This is a genomic window from Rhizobium sp. AN73, from assembly GCF_030757975.1.
GTDB lineage: Bacteria > Pseudomonadota > Alphaproteobacteria > Rhizobiales > Rhizobiaceae > Agrobacterium > Agrobacterium arsenijevicii.
Genome location: NZ_JARWME010000001.1, coordinates 1419178 through 1432545, shown reverse-complemented (window position 1 = coordinate 1432545; position 13368 = coordinate 1419178). Strand labels below are relative to the sequence as shown.

Annotated in this window: 10 protein-coding genes and 1 pseudogene; 2 read left to right on the top strand and 9 right to left on the bottom strand. The window is 59.5% G+C overall.

Going from position 1 to position 13368, the window contains the following annotated elements:
• Positions 1–7: 7 nt before the first annotated feature.
• The 3 genes from RBH10_RS06345 to xylF all read right to left on the bottom strand — a co-directional run bounded on the left by RBH10_RS06345 (position 8) and on the right by xylF (position 3242).
• Positions 8–790 carry an ATP-binding cassette domain-containing protein gene (locus tag RBH10_RS06345; RefSeq protein ID WP_111833909.1) on the bottom strand — a complete coding sequence of 261 codons (783 nt, stop codon included), beginning with the start codon at positions 788–790 and terminating at the stop codon, positions 8–10.
• A gap of 18 nt (positions 791–808) precedes the next feature.
• Positions 809–2122: a sugar ABC transporter permease gene (locus tag RBH10_RS06340; protein ID WP_045018917.1), complete on the bottom strand. Its 1314-nt coding sequence runs from the start codon at positions 2120–2122 to the stop codon at positions 809–811.
• 79 nt (positions 2123–2201) lie between these two features.
• Entirely contained in the window at positions 2202–3242 is a 1041-nt protein-coding gene (gene xylF, locus RBH10_RS06335; protein WP_281037782.1) for a D-xylose ABC transporter substrate-binding protein, read from the bottom strand.
• Positions 3243–3484: 242 nt separating this feature from the next.
• Here xylF and RBH10_RS06330 point away from each other — a divergent pair.
• A pseudogene (locus tag RBH10_RS06330) lies at positions 3485–4718 on the top strand (ROK family protein).
• 50 nt (positions 4719–4768) lie between these two features.
• On the opposite strand, the gene RBH10_RS06325 reads toward RBH10_RS06330, so the two are convergent.
• Positions 4769–5665, bottom strand: a complete 897-nt coding sequence (locus tag RBH10_RS06325; protein ID WP_045018923.1) for an acyl-CoA desaturase — start codon at positions 5663–5665, stop codon at positions 4769–4771.
• A 229-nt stretch (positions 5666–5894) separates the two neighbouring features.
• Here RBH10_RS06325 and RBH10_RS06320 point away from each other — a divergent pair, with 229 nt between their 5' ends.
• Positions 5895–6215, top strand: coding sequence for a metalloregulator ArsR/SmtB family transcription factor (locus RBH10_RS06320; RefSeq protein ID WP_281037848.1), 321 nt, complete (start codon positions 5895–5897; stop codon positions 6213–6215).
• Between the two features lie 159 nt (positions 6216–6374).
• Here the strand turns inward: RBH10_RS06320 and RBH10_RS06315 are convergent, their stop codons facing one another.
• The 5 genes from RBH10_RS06315 to RBH10_RS06295 all read right to left on the bottom strand — a co-directional run bounded on the left by RBH10_RS06315 (position 6375) and on the right by RBH10_RS06295 (position 13337).
• A complete protein-coding gene (locus RBH10_RS06315; protein ID WP_281037784.1) occupies positions 6375–7919 on the bottom strand; it encodes a glycerol-3-phosphate dehydrogenase in 1545 nt (514 codons plus the stop codon).
• A 291-nt stretch (positions 7920–8210) separates the two neighbouring features.
• Complete coding sequence (mce, locus tag RBH10_RS06310; protein ID WP_281037785.1) at positions 8211–8612, bottom strand: methylmalonyl-CoA epimerase; 402 nt, start codon at positions 8610–8612, stop codon at positions 8211–8213.
• Positions 8613–8625: 13 nt separating this feature from the next.
• Complete coding sequence (scpA, locus tag RBH10_RS06305; protein WP_281037786.1) at positions 8626–10767, bottom strand: methylmalonyl-CoA mutase; 2142 nt, start codon at positions 10765–10767, stop codon at positions 8626–8628.
• A 140-nt stretch (positions 10768–10907) separates the two neighbouring features.
• The gene (locus RBH10_RS06300; RefSeq protein WP_281037787.1) at positions 10908–12911 is read right to left on the bottom strand and encodes an acetyl/propionyl/methylcrotonyl-CoA carboxylase subunit alpha; all 2004 of its coding nucleotides are present in this window, start codon (positions 12909–12911) and stop codon (positions 10908–10910) included.
• Positions 12912–12959: 48 nt separating this feature from the next.
• Positions 12960–13337 (bottom strand): hypothetical protein, encoded by a 378-nt coding sequence (locus tag RBH10_RS06295; RefSeq protein WP_013761770.1) that lies wholly within the window; start codon positions 13335–13337, stop codon positions 12960–12962.
• Between the last annotated feature and the right edge of the window lie 31 nt (positions 13338–13368).

Sequence of the window (13368 nt, the reverse complement as noted above, 5' to 3'; positions counted from 1 at the left end):
GCAGGTATCAGGACACGACCGCGCCCGGACCCGCCACAGCACCTGACGGCACCTTGCCCAGAATGATCATGCCGAGAACCTCGTCCTTCGTCACATCTTCCGTGCGGGCATGCCCGACCACCTTGCCGTTTTTCATCACGAATACCCGGTCCGCCAGATCGAAGACGTCGTGGATATCGTGGCTGATGAGGAAGATGCCGATGCCCTGCCGTTTCAGCTCCTTGACGAGATCGCCTACCTGCGCGGTTTCCTGCGGCCCGAGTGCAGCCGTCGGTTCGTCCATGATGAGGATGCGGGCGTCAAAAAGGATGGCGCGGGCAATGGCGACAGACTGCCGCTGGCCGCCGGACAATGCCTTCACCGGTTCTTTGAACCGCCGGAAATTGGGGTTGAGACGCCCCATGACCTCGCGGGCCGAGGCTTCCATGGCGACATCGTCAAGCGTGCCCCATTTCGTCTTCAGCTCGCGGCCGAGATAAAGATTGGCCGCCGCATCGACATTATCCGCCACCGCCAGCGTCTGGTAGATGGTTTCAATGCCGTATTTCTTGGCGTCGCGGGGATTGCGGATATCCACATCCTCGCCGTTGATGAGGATATCGCCCCCATCCCGCCGGTATGCGCCGGACAATATCTTGATGAGCGTCGATTTGCCCGCACCATTGTGGCCGAGAAGGGCGACCACTTCGCCGGGGAAAAGATCGACTGAGGCGTTTTCCACCGCATGGATACCGCCGAAGGAAATGGAAATATTGCGCATTTCCACGAGGGGCGTGACTTGGTCCGTCATTGGGGTTCTCCTCGGTTCTTACTTGGCGCGGGCGCGGTAGATGGTGTCGAGCCAGACGGCGACGACCAGAACCACACCAACGACGATGCGCTGGAAAGGCGTATCGATGCCCACGAGCACCATGCCGGATTGCAGCGATTGCATGACGAGCGCGCCGAGCATCGCACCCGCTATGGTGCCGACGCCGCCGGCGAGCGAGGTGCCGCCGATGACCGCCGCCGCGATCGTATAAAGTTCGTCCAGTTCACCCTGGGCGTTGGTTGCCGCATTGAGACGGGCAGTCGAGATTGCCGCCGCGATGGCGCAGAGAACGCCCATCAGCGTGAATATCTTCACCGTGACCCAGCGGGTCTTGATACCGGCGAGTTCGGCCGCTTCCGGGTTGCCGCCGATGGCGAACACATAGCGTCCGAAGCGCAGCCGCGTGGCAATGAAAGTCATCACTGCACCAACAGCGAGCGCCATCAGCACCGGAATGGCAATGCCGTGCGGAATGAACAGGCCACCGTCCGGCCAGGTTATGCCATTGGCATCAGCATAGTTGCGGGCGATGTTGATCGGCCAGGGATAGCTGTTGACCACCGCCACGAAACCGACGACGACGAAGCAGCCGAGCGCCACCAGAAAATATTCCGCCCAGACCGGCCGCAGCGGAAAGCCGAAACGGCGGCGCTGGTGGCGGGAATTGAGGATTGCCGCGACGATGGCGACACAGGCGACAATGGCAGCGATCCAGCTCCATGTCGCGCCGATCGAGCCGCTGGTGCCGCCGCCCATCAGGCGGAAGGTGGAATCCATCGGCGCCACGGTGCGGCCGCTGGTAACGAACCAGGTGCCGCCGCGCCAGACCAGCAGGCCACCGAGCGTGACGATGAAGGACGGCACATTCAGAAAGGCGATGATAGAACCCTGCAGCATGCCGATAGCGCCGCCAACGAGAATGCCGACCAGAAGCGTGACGATCCATGTCGCCCAGTGTTCGAAGCCGAGAAGCTGCGGCAGGATTTCCGCCTGCATGACGCCCATGATCATACCGGAAAAGCCGAGGATCGAGCCGACCGACAGATCAATGTTGCGGGTGACGATGACAAGCACCATGCCTGTGGCCATCACTGCAACGGATGCGGTCTGGACGGAGAGGTTCCAGAGGTTTCTCGGTGTCAGGAACAGCCCGCCCGAGAGAATATGGAAACCGATCCAGATCAGAAGAAGCGCACCGACCATGCCGAGCAGCCGGGTATCAAGCTCCGTGGCGTTGATGAAACGCGAAATCGAGCCCGTCTTTTCCGTCTTGGGGGACGCTGTGGAATTGGATTGTGTCATGTCGGCCATGGACTGCCGGTCCTCCTTACATCTGAAAGGCGCCGCGCCACATGCCGTGGCGCGGCGCCCAAACGTCAACCTATCGGTCTCAGTTGCAGGCCTTGACGGATCCGGCCTTCACACCCTGGCAGGCCGTTTCCTTCTTGATCCAGCCGGCATCGATGACGACGTTCAGATTGTCCTTGGTAATGGCGATGGGCTTGAGGAAGACCGACTGCATCGTCACTTTTTTCGGACCACCATCAAAGGCAGTAACGCCCTTGATTTCCGTCATCTTCTTGCCACCGGCCAGCGCGAGCGCAATACCGGCCGCTTCCTTGCCGAGTTCGCGGCTGTCTTTCCAGACGGATACCGTCTGCGTGCCGAGTGCGACACGGTTGAGAGCGGCGAAGTCTGCGTCCTGACCGGACACGGGAACCGAGCCCGCCATGCCCTGCGCGGCAAGAGCAGCGATTGCGCCACCGGCCGTGCCATCGTTCGACGCGACAACAGCGTCGACCTTGTTGTTATTCTTGGTCAGGAACTGTTCCATGTTCTTCTGGGCATTTTCCGGCTTCCAGCCATCGGTATAGGCTTCGCCGACATTCTTGATCTTGCCCGAGGAAACGGCAGCCTTCAGAACTTCCTGCTGGCCGGCAAAAAGGAAGTCCGCATTCGGGTCGGAAGACGAACCCTTGATGAAGACGTAGTTGCCTTCCGGCTTGACCTTGAAGACTTCGGCTGCCTGAAGGCGTCCGACTTCCTTGTTGTCGAAGGTGATGTAGAAGGCGTTCTTGTTTTCGATCAGGCGGTCGTAACCAACCACCGGAATACCTTCGGCGACGGCCTTTTCAACGGCCGGGCCAATCGCGTCGCTGTCCTGCGCAAGAATGATGAGCGCATTAGCGCCCTGGGAAATCAGCGATTCCACGTCGGTCAGCTGTTTTGCCGCGGACGACTGCGCATCGGCGGAAATGTATTTCGCACCGGCCTTGTCGAGAGCTGCCTTGATTGCCGCCTCATCCGTCTTCCAGCGCTCTTCCTGGAAATTCGACCAGGAAACGCCAACGACGAGATCAGCCGCAATGGCGGCAGTGTGCAGGGAAACGAGTACAGCAGTACCCGCCAAAAGCTTGGCAAATGAATTCATGATGTCCTCCCGGTAAGGGCGAAGCCTGCACCTCCATGCAGGGAAAACGCCCGGTAAAAGCTGTCGGTCTCTGTGGTTTCACAATTTTCTCGACAGTCGAGAAAATTAATGTCAGAGATTCCCCATGCTGTCAACAACGGCTGCGGGCAGCATCCGGGTGCCTTGATCCTTTCCGTGGTATGCGCCATCAGAGGGGATAAGCACGACAGGAAAAAAGCCGCTCAGGGAGCATACCCCAGCCCATGTCCGCCATTGCAAGCACGGAACTGGTGCGCCAGAAAAACAGCCTGTCGGTGATGGCAGCGCTGCGCCTTCATGGCAGCCTTTCCCATACGGACATGTCCTCCTTCACCGGGCTTGCCTCCGCCACCGTCTCCGCCATCACCATGGAGCTCGAGCGTGCGGGTCTCATCCTCAGAAAAGAGCAACTTGCCACTGCCGGCCGCGGGCGGCCGCGCTATCCTCTTCGGCCCAAGCGGCGACTTCTGCTACGTTGCCATCGTCATCATCTCCTCCGACAGCGTGCAATATTCGCTGGTCGATTATGCTGGCAAGCTGGTGGACCGCTTTACCGAGCAGAGGATCACGGCTGAAAAAGGCTCGTTCGGAGGTTCGATCCTCTCCGGTCTCGCAAGGCTTGCGGACCGCTCGCGCATCAACCGGTACGACATTCTTCAGGTCTCGATCAGCAGCAAGGGCCTTGTGGATGCGGCAGCGGCAGTGCTCGTCTGGTCGCCGGTGCTTGGCAACGAAAAGATAGATTTCCAGCAGCTTATTTCGCAAGACGGCCGCATCCGCGTGACCCTGAACAACGAGACGCTGCTGGCCGCAAAGGCCATCTGGATGCGGGAGCAGGCAAAGGACGGCCCGGCACCGGAGGCGCTCGTCACCCTATCGCTCGGCCACAGCATCGGACTAGGCATTGCCCGCGCCACCGGCGGCGCGATCGAGGTCAGCGCGCCCAATTTCGGGCATATGCTTCATCTGGCCGATGGCGCGTTGTGCCGCTGTGGCACCAAAGGCTGTATCGAGGCCTATTCCGGGTTTTATGCAATCCTGCGTTCGGCTTTCGAGGCTCCGCCGCAGGCCGAACCCGCAAAATTCGTACCGATCGCCGAGGTGGACAAGATCGCCGCTTCAGCCCGCACCGGCGCGCGCATGGCACGGCTTGCCTTCCGTACCGCCGGGCTTGCACTCGGCAACGGCCTTTCGCGCCTGTTCAGCCTGCATGGGCATATGCCGGTTTTCATCACCGGTCCCGGCACACGTTATTTCGATCTTCTGGAAAGCGGCCTTCACGACGGCCTTACGCAATCGCAGGCCGTGCGCTTCGGCGGAATGCCAAAAATCGGCACCGCGCCAAACGAACCGGAACTGGTGTTCGAAGGACACATGGACCACGCGCTGTCCGCCGCCGACGACTATATATTAAGCGCCGACGGCCCTGAGAGGCCGGTGAAAAACTCCGGGAGCTGAGGAGATAACAAACGCACCTCCGCAACAGGACACAGCCATTCACGGCTTCCCTAAAGCCGGCGCAGACCTTCTCGGTGAGTCGTATTTTCCGGCAGTTTAACCGCGCTGGCGACACCAAACCTCATCAGCAACTGGATGAAATTCCAGCCGAGATCGACTTGTCCCGGATCAAGCCCAAGCCGAGCGGAGTCTGGAAAAGCATGGTGGTTACCATGAAAGGATTCGCCGAAAGTGACCACCGCTGCTGCCGGGATATTATAGCCCTGCACAGCGACATTATCGACTGCCCATCCCTGATGTCCCCCACGATGTGCAAAATGGCCGACAAGCCAATGCCCAGTCAACGAAACTGAAATGCGCACCGCAATGCCCCACACCACCCAACTCCAGCCACCGAGAAAATGGAACAACAGCATCCAGGGTAGTTGCTGCGCCATCCAGGTTCGCTCGAGGAACCGGTAGAACCCGTCGTTCGCAACCTCCGGCTCAATAACGAATGTTGGAGGATGCTTAAGCATAACTGCGCAATGCATCTGCCACCAAGCGTCCACGAAGAAAGAGCGCCGATGCGCGTAGAGGTCATGGCACGTTGTCTGTCGTTGGGCCCAATCGCGAATGTCATGTGCGTAAATCATACCAAAAGGTCCGGCCATACCGACGAGCGTGCCAAGATAAACCAACACGCGCTCTACCGACTTGCTCGTGCGAAAGGAGCGATGAATCAGCAGCCGATGCATTCCCACCGAATGGCCGGCGCAAATGGTGATCGCAGTCATGATAACGAACAGAACGAAGCCGCCCCAGGAAAATGTCAGTGGCCCGAACACCATCGCGGCCGCCATCATCGCCCCCGTCCAGACTGACTTCGCTGGCCTCCAGCGCACTCGCCCTTCGCTTGCATCACCGAGGGGTTGCGGGATCATACGTCCTGTGGAAATCGTCGCCATCCGTCACGCCCTTTCCGTACCCTACCCGGACGCAATCTTGCGCCGTCAACCAACAAATGATATTAATTTAGGTAATAAGCTAATTACCTTTGTACTCTCTTTCTATAATTAGGCAATTAGCTAATTAACTTAATATTTGGTATTTTTGAGTCAATGGCGAAAAGAGGGCGAAGTGATAGAGCAGGAAAACGATTCCGAGAGGCTGGCCGAGCAGGTGACGACTCCGCCCATGCAGCTGGTTTTTGAGGCATTGGCCTCCGCCCCACGCCGTAAAATCCTAGCCTATCTCGCCCACACGGACCTTACAGCCGGTGAAATTGCTGCGCGCTTTGACATGTCTAAGCCCTCCATCTCGCAGCATCTGAATGTGTTGGAAACTGCTGGTTTGATCTCAGGCAAGCGGGAAGGCCAGTTCATCCGCTACTCGCTGGCACCGAATAAACTGGTGAATACGCTCAACGGCTTTGTTCAAGACGTCTGCCCCATCGGCCGACCGCTCAAGAAAGAAAGCAAGACGTTGGCCCGGTTGAAATCAAGCACGGAGAAGTGAAAATTTGATGCGGTCCGGAATCGCCTTTTTGACCGGAAACCGCTCCCGACGAAGGGCAAGTGGAACACGCGCTCTCCGCCGACGACTGTATATTGAGCGCCGACGGCCCTGAGAGGCCGGTGAAAAACTCCGGGAACTGAGAGGGAAACCGGCAGATGTTCAGGCCCGTTCCGCCACGGCTTCGGGCTTTTCCTTGACGCCCGTCAGCATGGCAACGAACTCATCCAAAGCCGCGGCCTCATCCTTGCTCAACCGCAGGCCCTGTTTCGTGCGTCGCCAGAGAATATCCTCGGCCGCAAAGGCCCATTCTTGCTCCACCAGCCAGCACACTTCGCGCTCGTAAAGCGTGCCGCCGAAATGCCGGCCGAGGCCGGAAACATCGGTGGCGGCACCGAGCAGTTCCGCAGCCTTCGTGCCGTAGTTTCTGATAAGCCGCTCGGCATGGCGTCCATCAAGGAATGGGTAACGGGAGACAAGCGCCCTCACCTGGGCGTCATATCTCTCGACACCGAAATCGCCGCCCGGCAGATGCGAGCCCGCCGTCCACGGCTTGCCCTTTTCGCCGATAGCCGCGCCGATCTTTTCCAGCGCATGTTCCGCCAACCGCCGGTAGGTGGTCAGCTTGCCGCCGAAAATATTGAGGAGCGGCGCTTCACCATCGGTCTGTTCGACCTTCAGCACGTAATCGCGGGTCGCTTCCTGCGCTTTCGAAGCACCATCATCGAACAGCGGCCGCACGCCGGCATAGGTCCAGACGATATCGTCCGACTTCACAGGTTCGGCGAAATATTCGCTGGCCGCGTTGCAGAGATATGAAATCTCGTCCTCGGAGATACGAACCTTGGCCGGATCACCCTTATAGTCGCGGTCGGTGGTGCCGATCAGCGTGAAATCCCGCTCATAGGGAATGGCAAAAATGATGCGGTTGTCTGGGTTCTGGAAGAAGTAGGCGCGCGGATCGGAAAACTTCTTGCGCACGATGATGTGGCTGCCCTGCACGAGCCGGACATTATGAACATCCTTGCGGCCGAAGACGCCGGAAAGCACCGTGTCCACCCAGGGACCGGCAGCATTGACCAGCATGCGCGCTTTGTGTGTGGCCGCGCGTCCGGTTTTTTCGTCCAGCGTCTCGATGAGCCACAACCCACCTTCGCGGCGTGCGGAAACGACCCGCGTGCGGTTCATGATGGTCGCGCCGCGATCCGCCGCATCGCGTGCGTTGAGGACCACGAAACGGGCATCATCCACCCAGCCATCGGAATATTCGAATGCCTTGGCAAAAACCGGCTTCAACGGCTTGCCCGCCGGGTCTTGCCTCAGATCAAGCGTGCGGGTCGGCGGCAAGAGCTTGCGGCCGCCGAGATTGTCATAAAGAAACAGGCCGAGCCGGACCATCCAAGAGGGACGCACGCCACCCTTCTGGACCGGCAGGACGAAGCGCATGGGCCAGATGACGTGGGGCGCCATGGCCCACAATATCTCACGCTCCATCAAGGCTTCGCGCACCAGACGAAATTCGTAATGTTCGAGATAACGCAGGCCGCCATGGATGAGCTTGGTGGCAGCGGAGGACGTGCCAGAGGCGAAATCGCCCTTTTCCGCAAGCGCCACGGAATAGCCCCTGCCCACCGCATCGCGGGCAATGCCGCAACCGTTGATGCCGCCGCCGATGACAAAAAGATCGAAAATATTCTCGCTGGACATAGAGCCTCCACGACAGCGCCGGGGGAGCGTTCTCCCCATCGTTGAAAGACAATCGCCATAAAAACGAAAATAAAACGAATGTCAAAAGAAAACAAACGAAACACGTTCCGGCAAGGGCGAACGGCCGCTGTTCACCGTCTGCCGTATGGCCAGCGTCTTACGGGGTCTGTGTTTCAGCCATGTGTCGGCTAGAGCATTTCCAGTAAAAGCGGAACAGCTTTTACGTCTGGACAATGCGTCAAAACAAAAGGTTAGATCATTTCCCCTGAACCCTTGTTCGCGGGAAATGATCTAGACTTGCTCAAGCTCGTAGAGCACACCACCCATGTCCTTCGGGTGCAGGAAAAGAACGGGATTGCCATGCGCGCCGATCTTCGGCTCGCCATCGCCCAAGATGCGGATGCCTTTTCTGACGAGATCGTCGCGGACCGCCAAAATATCCGGCACCTCGAAGCAGAGATGGTGCGTGCCACCGCCCGGATTTCTTTCGAGGAAGGCGGCAATCGGTGAATTTTCGCCGAGCGGATAAAGAAGCTCGATCTTGGTGTTATCAGCCTGAATGAAAACCACCGTCACACCGTGCTCGGGCAGCGATTGCGGCTCCGAGACCTTTGCACCAAGCGCCCTGTAGCGGGTGACGGCAGCCTCAAGATCGGGCACGGCGATGGCGACGTGGTTCAATTTTCCGAACATTCCCGTCTTCCCCTCACGCGTTCCGCCTTATGCCTTCGAGCAGGTCGAGAACCTTGTTAGCCGCATCCATGACATTGGTGCCGGGACCGAAAATCGCCGAAACGCCGTGATCGAGCAGAAATTGGTAATCCTGACGCGGGATGACGCCGCCGACAACGACGATGATGTCATCCGCGCCCTTCTGTTTCAGCGCCTCGACCAGTTGCGGCGCAAGCGTCTTGTGGCCGGCAGCGAGTGACGACATGCCGACCACATGCACCTTGTTCTTGACGGCAAGATCGGCCGCTTCCCCCGGCGTCTGGAACAGTGGCCCAGCCAGCACATCAAAACCGATATCGCCGAAGGCAGACGCGATGACTTTCGCGCCGCGATCATGCCCGTCCTGCCCGAGCTTGGCGACCATGATGCGCGGTTTCGTGCCGATCCTTTCAGCGACGCCGGAAAGCCGAACGGCAAGCGTGGCAAGCTCCGGCTCGTCCCTGTAGGCCTCGCCGTAAATATCGCTCACCACCTCAGGCACGGCGGCATGATCGCCGAAGACCACGCGCAGCGCATCGGAAATTTCGCCCACCGTGGCGCGGGCGCGGGCGGCAATGACGGCGGCTTCGAGAATATTGCCCTTGCCGCTGCGGGCGACTTCGGAAAGTGCTGCCAGCGCCTTGGAAACGTCCCCGCTGTCGCGACGGCGTTTGGTGTCCTCAAGGCGGCGGATCTGCGCGGCGCGCACGGCGGCGTTGTCGATATCGAGCACGTCGATATCCTCTTCCGTTTCCAGACGATAACGATTGACGCCGACGATGACCTCCTCGCCCTTGTCCACCGCGGCCTGACGGCGTGTCGCCGCCTCCTCGATCAGCCGTTTCGGCAAGCCTTCCGCCACGGCCTTGGTCATGCCGCCGAGCGCCTCCACTTCCTCGATCAGCGCCCAGGCCTTTTGCGCCAGTTCATCCGTCAAGCTTTCGACGTAATAGGAACCGGCGAGCGGATCGACGACCTTGGTGACGCCGGTTTCGTGCTGGAGGATAAGCTGGGTGTTGCGGGCGATGCGGGCGGAAAACTCCGTCGGCAGGGCAATTGCCTCATCGAAGGAATTGGTGTGCAGCGACTGCGTGCCGCCAAGCACGGCGGACATCGCCTCAAACGCGGTGCGGACGATGTTGTTATAAGGGTCCTGTTCCTGCAGCGAGACACCGGATGTCTGACAATGCGTTCGCAGCATCAGGGAGGAGGCGTTTTGCGGCTTGAACTCTTCCATGATGCGCGACCAGAGGAAACGTGCGGCGCGCAACTTTGCCGCCTCCATGAAGAAATTCATGCCGATGGCGAAGAAGAACGACAGGCGGCCAGCGAAATCATCGACATTCAACCCTTTGGCAAGAGCGGCCCGCACATATTCGCGGCCATCCGCCAGTGTGAAGGCCAGTTCCTGCACCAGCGTCGCGCCCGCTTCCTGCATGTGATAGCCGGAAATGGAGATGGAATTGAATTTCGGCATCTCCTTCGCGGTATATTCGATGATGTCAGCGATAATCCGCATCGAAGGTTCCGGCGGATAGATATAGGTGTTGCGGACCATGAACTCCTTGAGGATATCGTTCTGGATGGTGCCGGAAAGGGCGGCGCGCGAAACGCCCTGCTCCTCCCCCGCCACGATGAAATTGGCAAGCACCGGAATGACGGCACCGTTCATGGTCATGGAAACGGAGACCTTTTCGAGCGGTATGCCGTCGAACAGGATTTTCATATCCTCGACGCTGTCGATCGCCACACCCGCCTTGCCGACATCGCCTTCCACGCGCGGGTGGTCGCTGTCATATCCGCGATGGGTGGCGAGATCGAAGGCAACGGAAACACCCTGCTGGCCGGCGGCAAGCGCCTTGCGGTAAAAGGCGTTGGAGGCTTCGGCCGTGGAAAAACCGGCATATTGGCGGATGGTCCACGGCCGCCCAGCATACATGGTGGCGCGCGGACCGCGCGTGAAAGGCGAAAAGCCCGGCAGGCCTTCGAGATGGGAGACCTTTTGCAGATCGTCAGCCGTATAAAGCGGCTTGACCTCGATGCCTTCGGGCGTGTGCCAGACGAGTGCATCCGGTGAACGCTTCAGCTCTTTTTCGGCAAGCTGCAGCCAGTCCCGCACCGTTTTTTCGCCCGACATGCATCTCTCCCCTTCTGCATTTCATATTTTAGCATTGTGACGGGCAATCGTGACCGAAATCCAGCGATCCCCTGCCGACGAAACCCGCCGCCCCGTAAACCGCTCCCGCCTCCATCCGTTCCTCAAAACGGTGAGGAGCCTCACTCGAATTCGAGGATAACCTCGTCCACGGCGAGGCTGTCGCCCGGTTTTGCCGATACTTTGGCGATGCGGCCGCGTTTTTCCGCGCGCAGGATGTTTTCCATCTTCATGGCCTCCACCGTCGCAAGCGCCTGGCCGGCCTCCACCTCGTCGCCCTCGCCAACGGAGATGCCGGTGATGATGCCGGGCATGGGGCAGAGCAGCAGTTTCGACGTATCCGGCGGCAGTTTTTCCGGCATCAGCAGCGCCAGCTCCGCTACGCGCGGGCTGCGCACTTGGGCGAGAACATCCATGCCGCGCCAGCGCAGGCGAACCGCCGCACGGACAAGATCGACCTTGGCAGCGATCTCCTCGCCCGCCACCGTGAACAGCCCGAGGCTGCGGCCGGGAAGCCAGCCGGTATCGACCGTCAACGCAGCACCGTCTTCAAAACGGATCGCCGTGCCATCCGCGCCGGTTTCCACGCTGACCTTGCGCTGGGATTTACCGAGCGAAACCACCCAATCCTGACCGACGATGCGGCGATGATTGCCGATAGTGCCGGAAATCTCGACTGCGCGGCTCTGAAGTCGTTGATGAATGACGGTGGCGATGGCCGCAAGCTTGCGTGCGGAGGCCTCATCCGGCTCGACCCCGGAAAAGCCTTCCGGGAATTCCTCGGCGATAAAACCCGTCGTCAGGCGACCGGCCCTGAAACGCTCATGCTGCATGACGGCCGAGAGGAACGGCAGATTGTGGCCGATGCCCTCAACCTCGAAACGATCCAGCGCCTGCCCCATGGCATCGATGGCGGTTTTACGATCCTGGCCCCAGCTGCACAGCTTGGCGATCATCGGATCGTAATACATCGAGATTTCGCCGCCCTCGAAAACGCCGGTATCGTTGCGGATGACAGTGCCGTTTTCCTGCTCGCCCTCCTGTGGCGGACGATAGCGCGTCAGCCGGCCGATGGAAGGCAGGAAGTTGCGATAGGGGTCTTCGGCATATAACCGGCTTTCGATCGCCCAGCCGTTCAACTTCACATCCGCCTGCCCGAAGGACAGCTTTTCGCCAGCTGCGACGCGGATCATCTGCTCGACCAGATCGATGCCGGTGACGAGTTCCGTCACCGGATGCTCCACCTGCAGGCGGGTATTCATTTCCAGAAAATAGAAATTGCGCTCGCCATCGACGATGAATTCCACCGTTCCGGCCGAATGGTAACCGACTGCCCTCGACAGAGCCACGGCCTGCTCGCCCATGGCCTTGCGCGTCGCCTCATCGAGAAAGGGAGACGGCGCTTCCTCGATGACCTTCTGGTTGCGGCGCTGGATCGAGCACTCACGCTCGCCGAGATAAAGGATGTTGCCGTGTTGATCGCCCAGCACCTGAATTTCAATATGGCGCGGCTGGGTGACGAATTTCTCGATGAAGATGCGGTCGTCACCGAAGGAGGATTTCGCCTCGTTTTTCGAGGACTGAAAACCCTCGCGCGCCTCTACATCGTTAAAGGCGATGCGCATGCCCTTGCCGCCACCGCCGGCAGAGGCCTTGATCATCACGGGGTAACCGATCTGCGATGCGATCCTGACCGCCTCGTCGGCATCCCCGATCAACCCCATATGGCCGGGCACGGTGGAAACGCCGGCTTCCGCCGCAAGTTTCTTCGAGGTGATCTTGTCGCCCATCGCCTGGATGGCGCCAACGGGCGGGCCGATGAAGATGACACCCGCCTTCTCCAGCGCCTCCGCAAAGGCAGCATTCTCCGACAGGAAACCGTAACCCGGATGCACCGCATCCGCCCCGGTCTTCTCGATCGCCTCAAGGATTTTGTCGATGACGATATAGGACTGCGACGAGGGTGCGGGGCCGATATGAACGGCCTCGTCCGCTTGTCTCACATGCAGCGCATTGGCATCCGCATCCGAATAGACCGCAACCGTTGCGATGCCCATCTTCTTCGCGGTCTTGATAACCCGGCAGGCGATCTCGCCGCGATTGGCGATGAGGATTTTCTTGATCATGCGGTTATTTTCCCCTCTTACCCTCACGACGAACGCCGTATCCCGCCCTCAAATCTCGAAAAAGTTCTCGAAGGATTCCGGGAAATTCTGCCGTGCGACGCGCTCATCGATGACAAGCATCGCCTGGTAAGAAAGCGGATCGAAATTCTTTTCCGCCGGCAAGACCTCGCGGCCGAACAGCAGGCTGAGGCGGGCAGCGTCGAGATTGCCGCGCTCGAACGGCTCGGGACCAAAATGGTGCCAGAGCGAGTGCAGGAAGGCCGCATCGATGCGGTGTTCCTTGGAATCGTCCCGCGCCCTTCGAGGTATCATCTTGATGGGCGTTACCCCTTTTGGATTGGCGCGGCGGATGGTGAACTGGATGCCCGTGCTCGGCATGCCGGAGGGAAATCCCTTGTGTTTCGTCATTTCGGGCAGGTTCGCCATCTTTTGTCCTTCCAGAAGCATTTCCATTAAA

Excerpts from the sequence above, each read along its gene's own strand:
- RBH10_RS06345 (WP_111833909.1), bottom strand. The coding sequence starts at position 790 with ATGACGGACCAAGTCACGCCCCTCGTGGAAATGCGCAATATTTCCATT.
- RBH10_RS06340 (WP_045018917.1), bottom strand. The coding sequence starts at position 2,122 with ATGGCCGACATGACACAATCCAATTCCACAGCGTCCCCCAAGACGGAA.
- xylF (WP_281037782.1), bottom strand. The coding sequence starts at position 3,242 with ATGAATTCATTTGCCAAGCTTTTGGCGGGTACTGCTGTACTCGTTTCC.
- RBH10_RS06325 (WP_045018923.1), bottom strand. The coding sequence starts at position 5,665 with ATGGCGACGATTTCCACAGGACGTATGATCCCGCAACCCCTCGGTGAT.
- RBH10_RS06320 (WP_281037848.1), top strand. The coding sequence starts at position 5,895 with ATGCAGCTGGTTTTTGAGGCATTGGCCTCCGCCCCACGCCGTAAAATC.
- RBH10_RS06315 (WP_281037784.1), bottom strand. The coding sequence starts at position 7,919 with ATGTCCAGCGAGAATATTTTCGATCTTTTTGTCATCGGCGGCGGCATC.
- mce (WP_281037785.1), bottom strand. The coding sequence starts at position 8,612 with ATGTTCGGAAAATTGAACCACGTCGCCATCGCCGTGCCCGATCTTGAG.
- scpA (WP_281037786.1), bottom strand. The coding sequence starts at position 10,767 with ATGTCGGGCGAAAAAACGGTGCGGGACTGGCTGCAGCTTGCCGAAAAA.
- RBH10_RS06300 (WP_281037787.1), bottom strand. The coding sequence starts at position 12,911 with ATGATCAAGAAAATCCTCATCGCCAATCGCGGCGAGATCGCCTGCCGG.
- RBH10_RS06295 (WP_013761770.1), bottom strand. The coding sequence starts at position 13,337 with ATGGCGAACCTGCCCGAAATGACGAAACACAAGGGATTTCCCTCCGGC.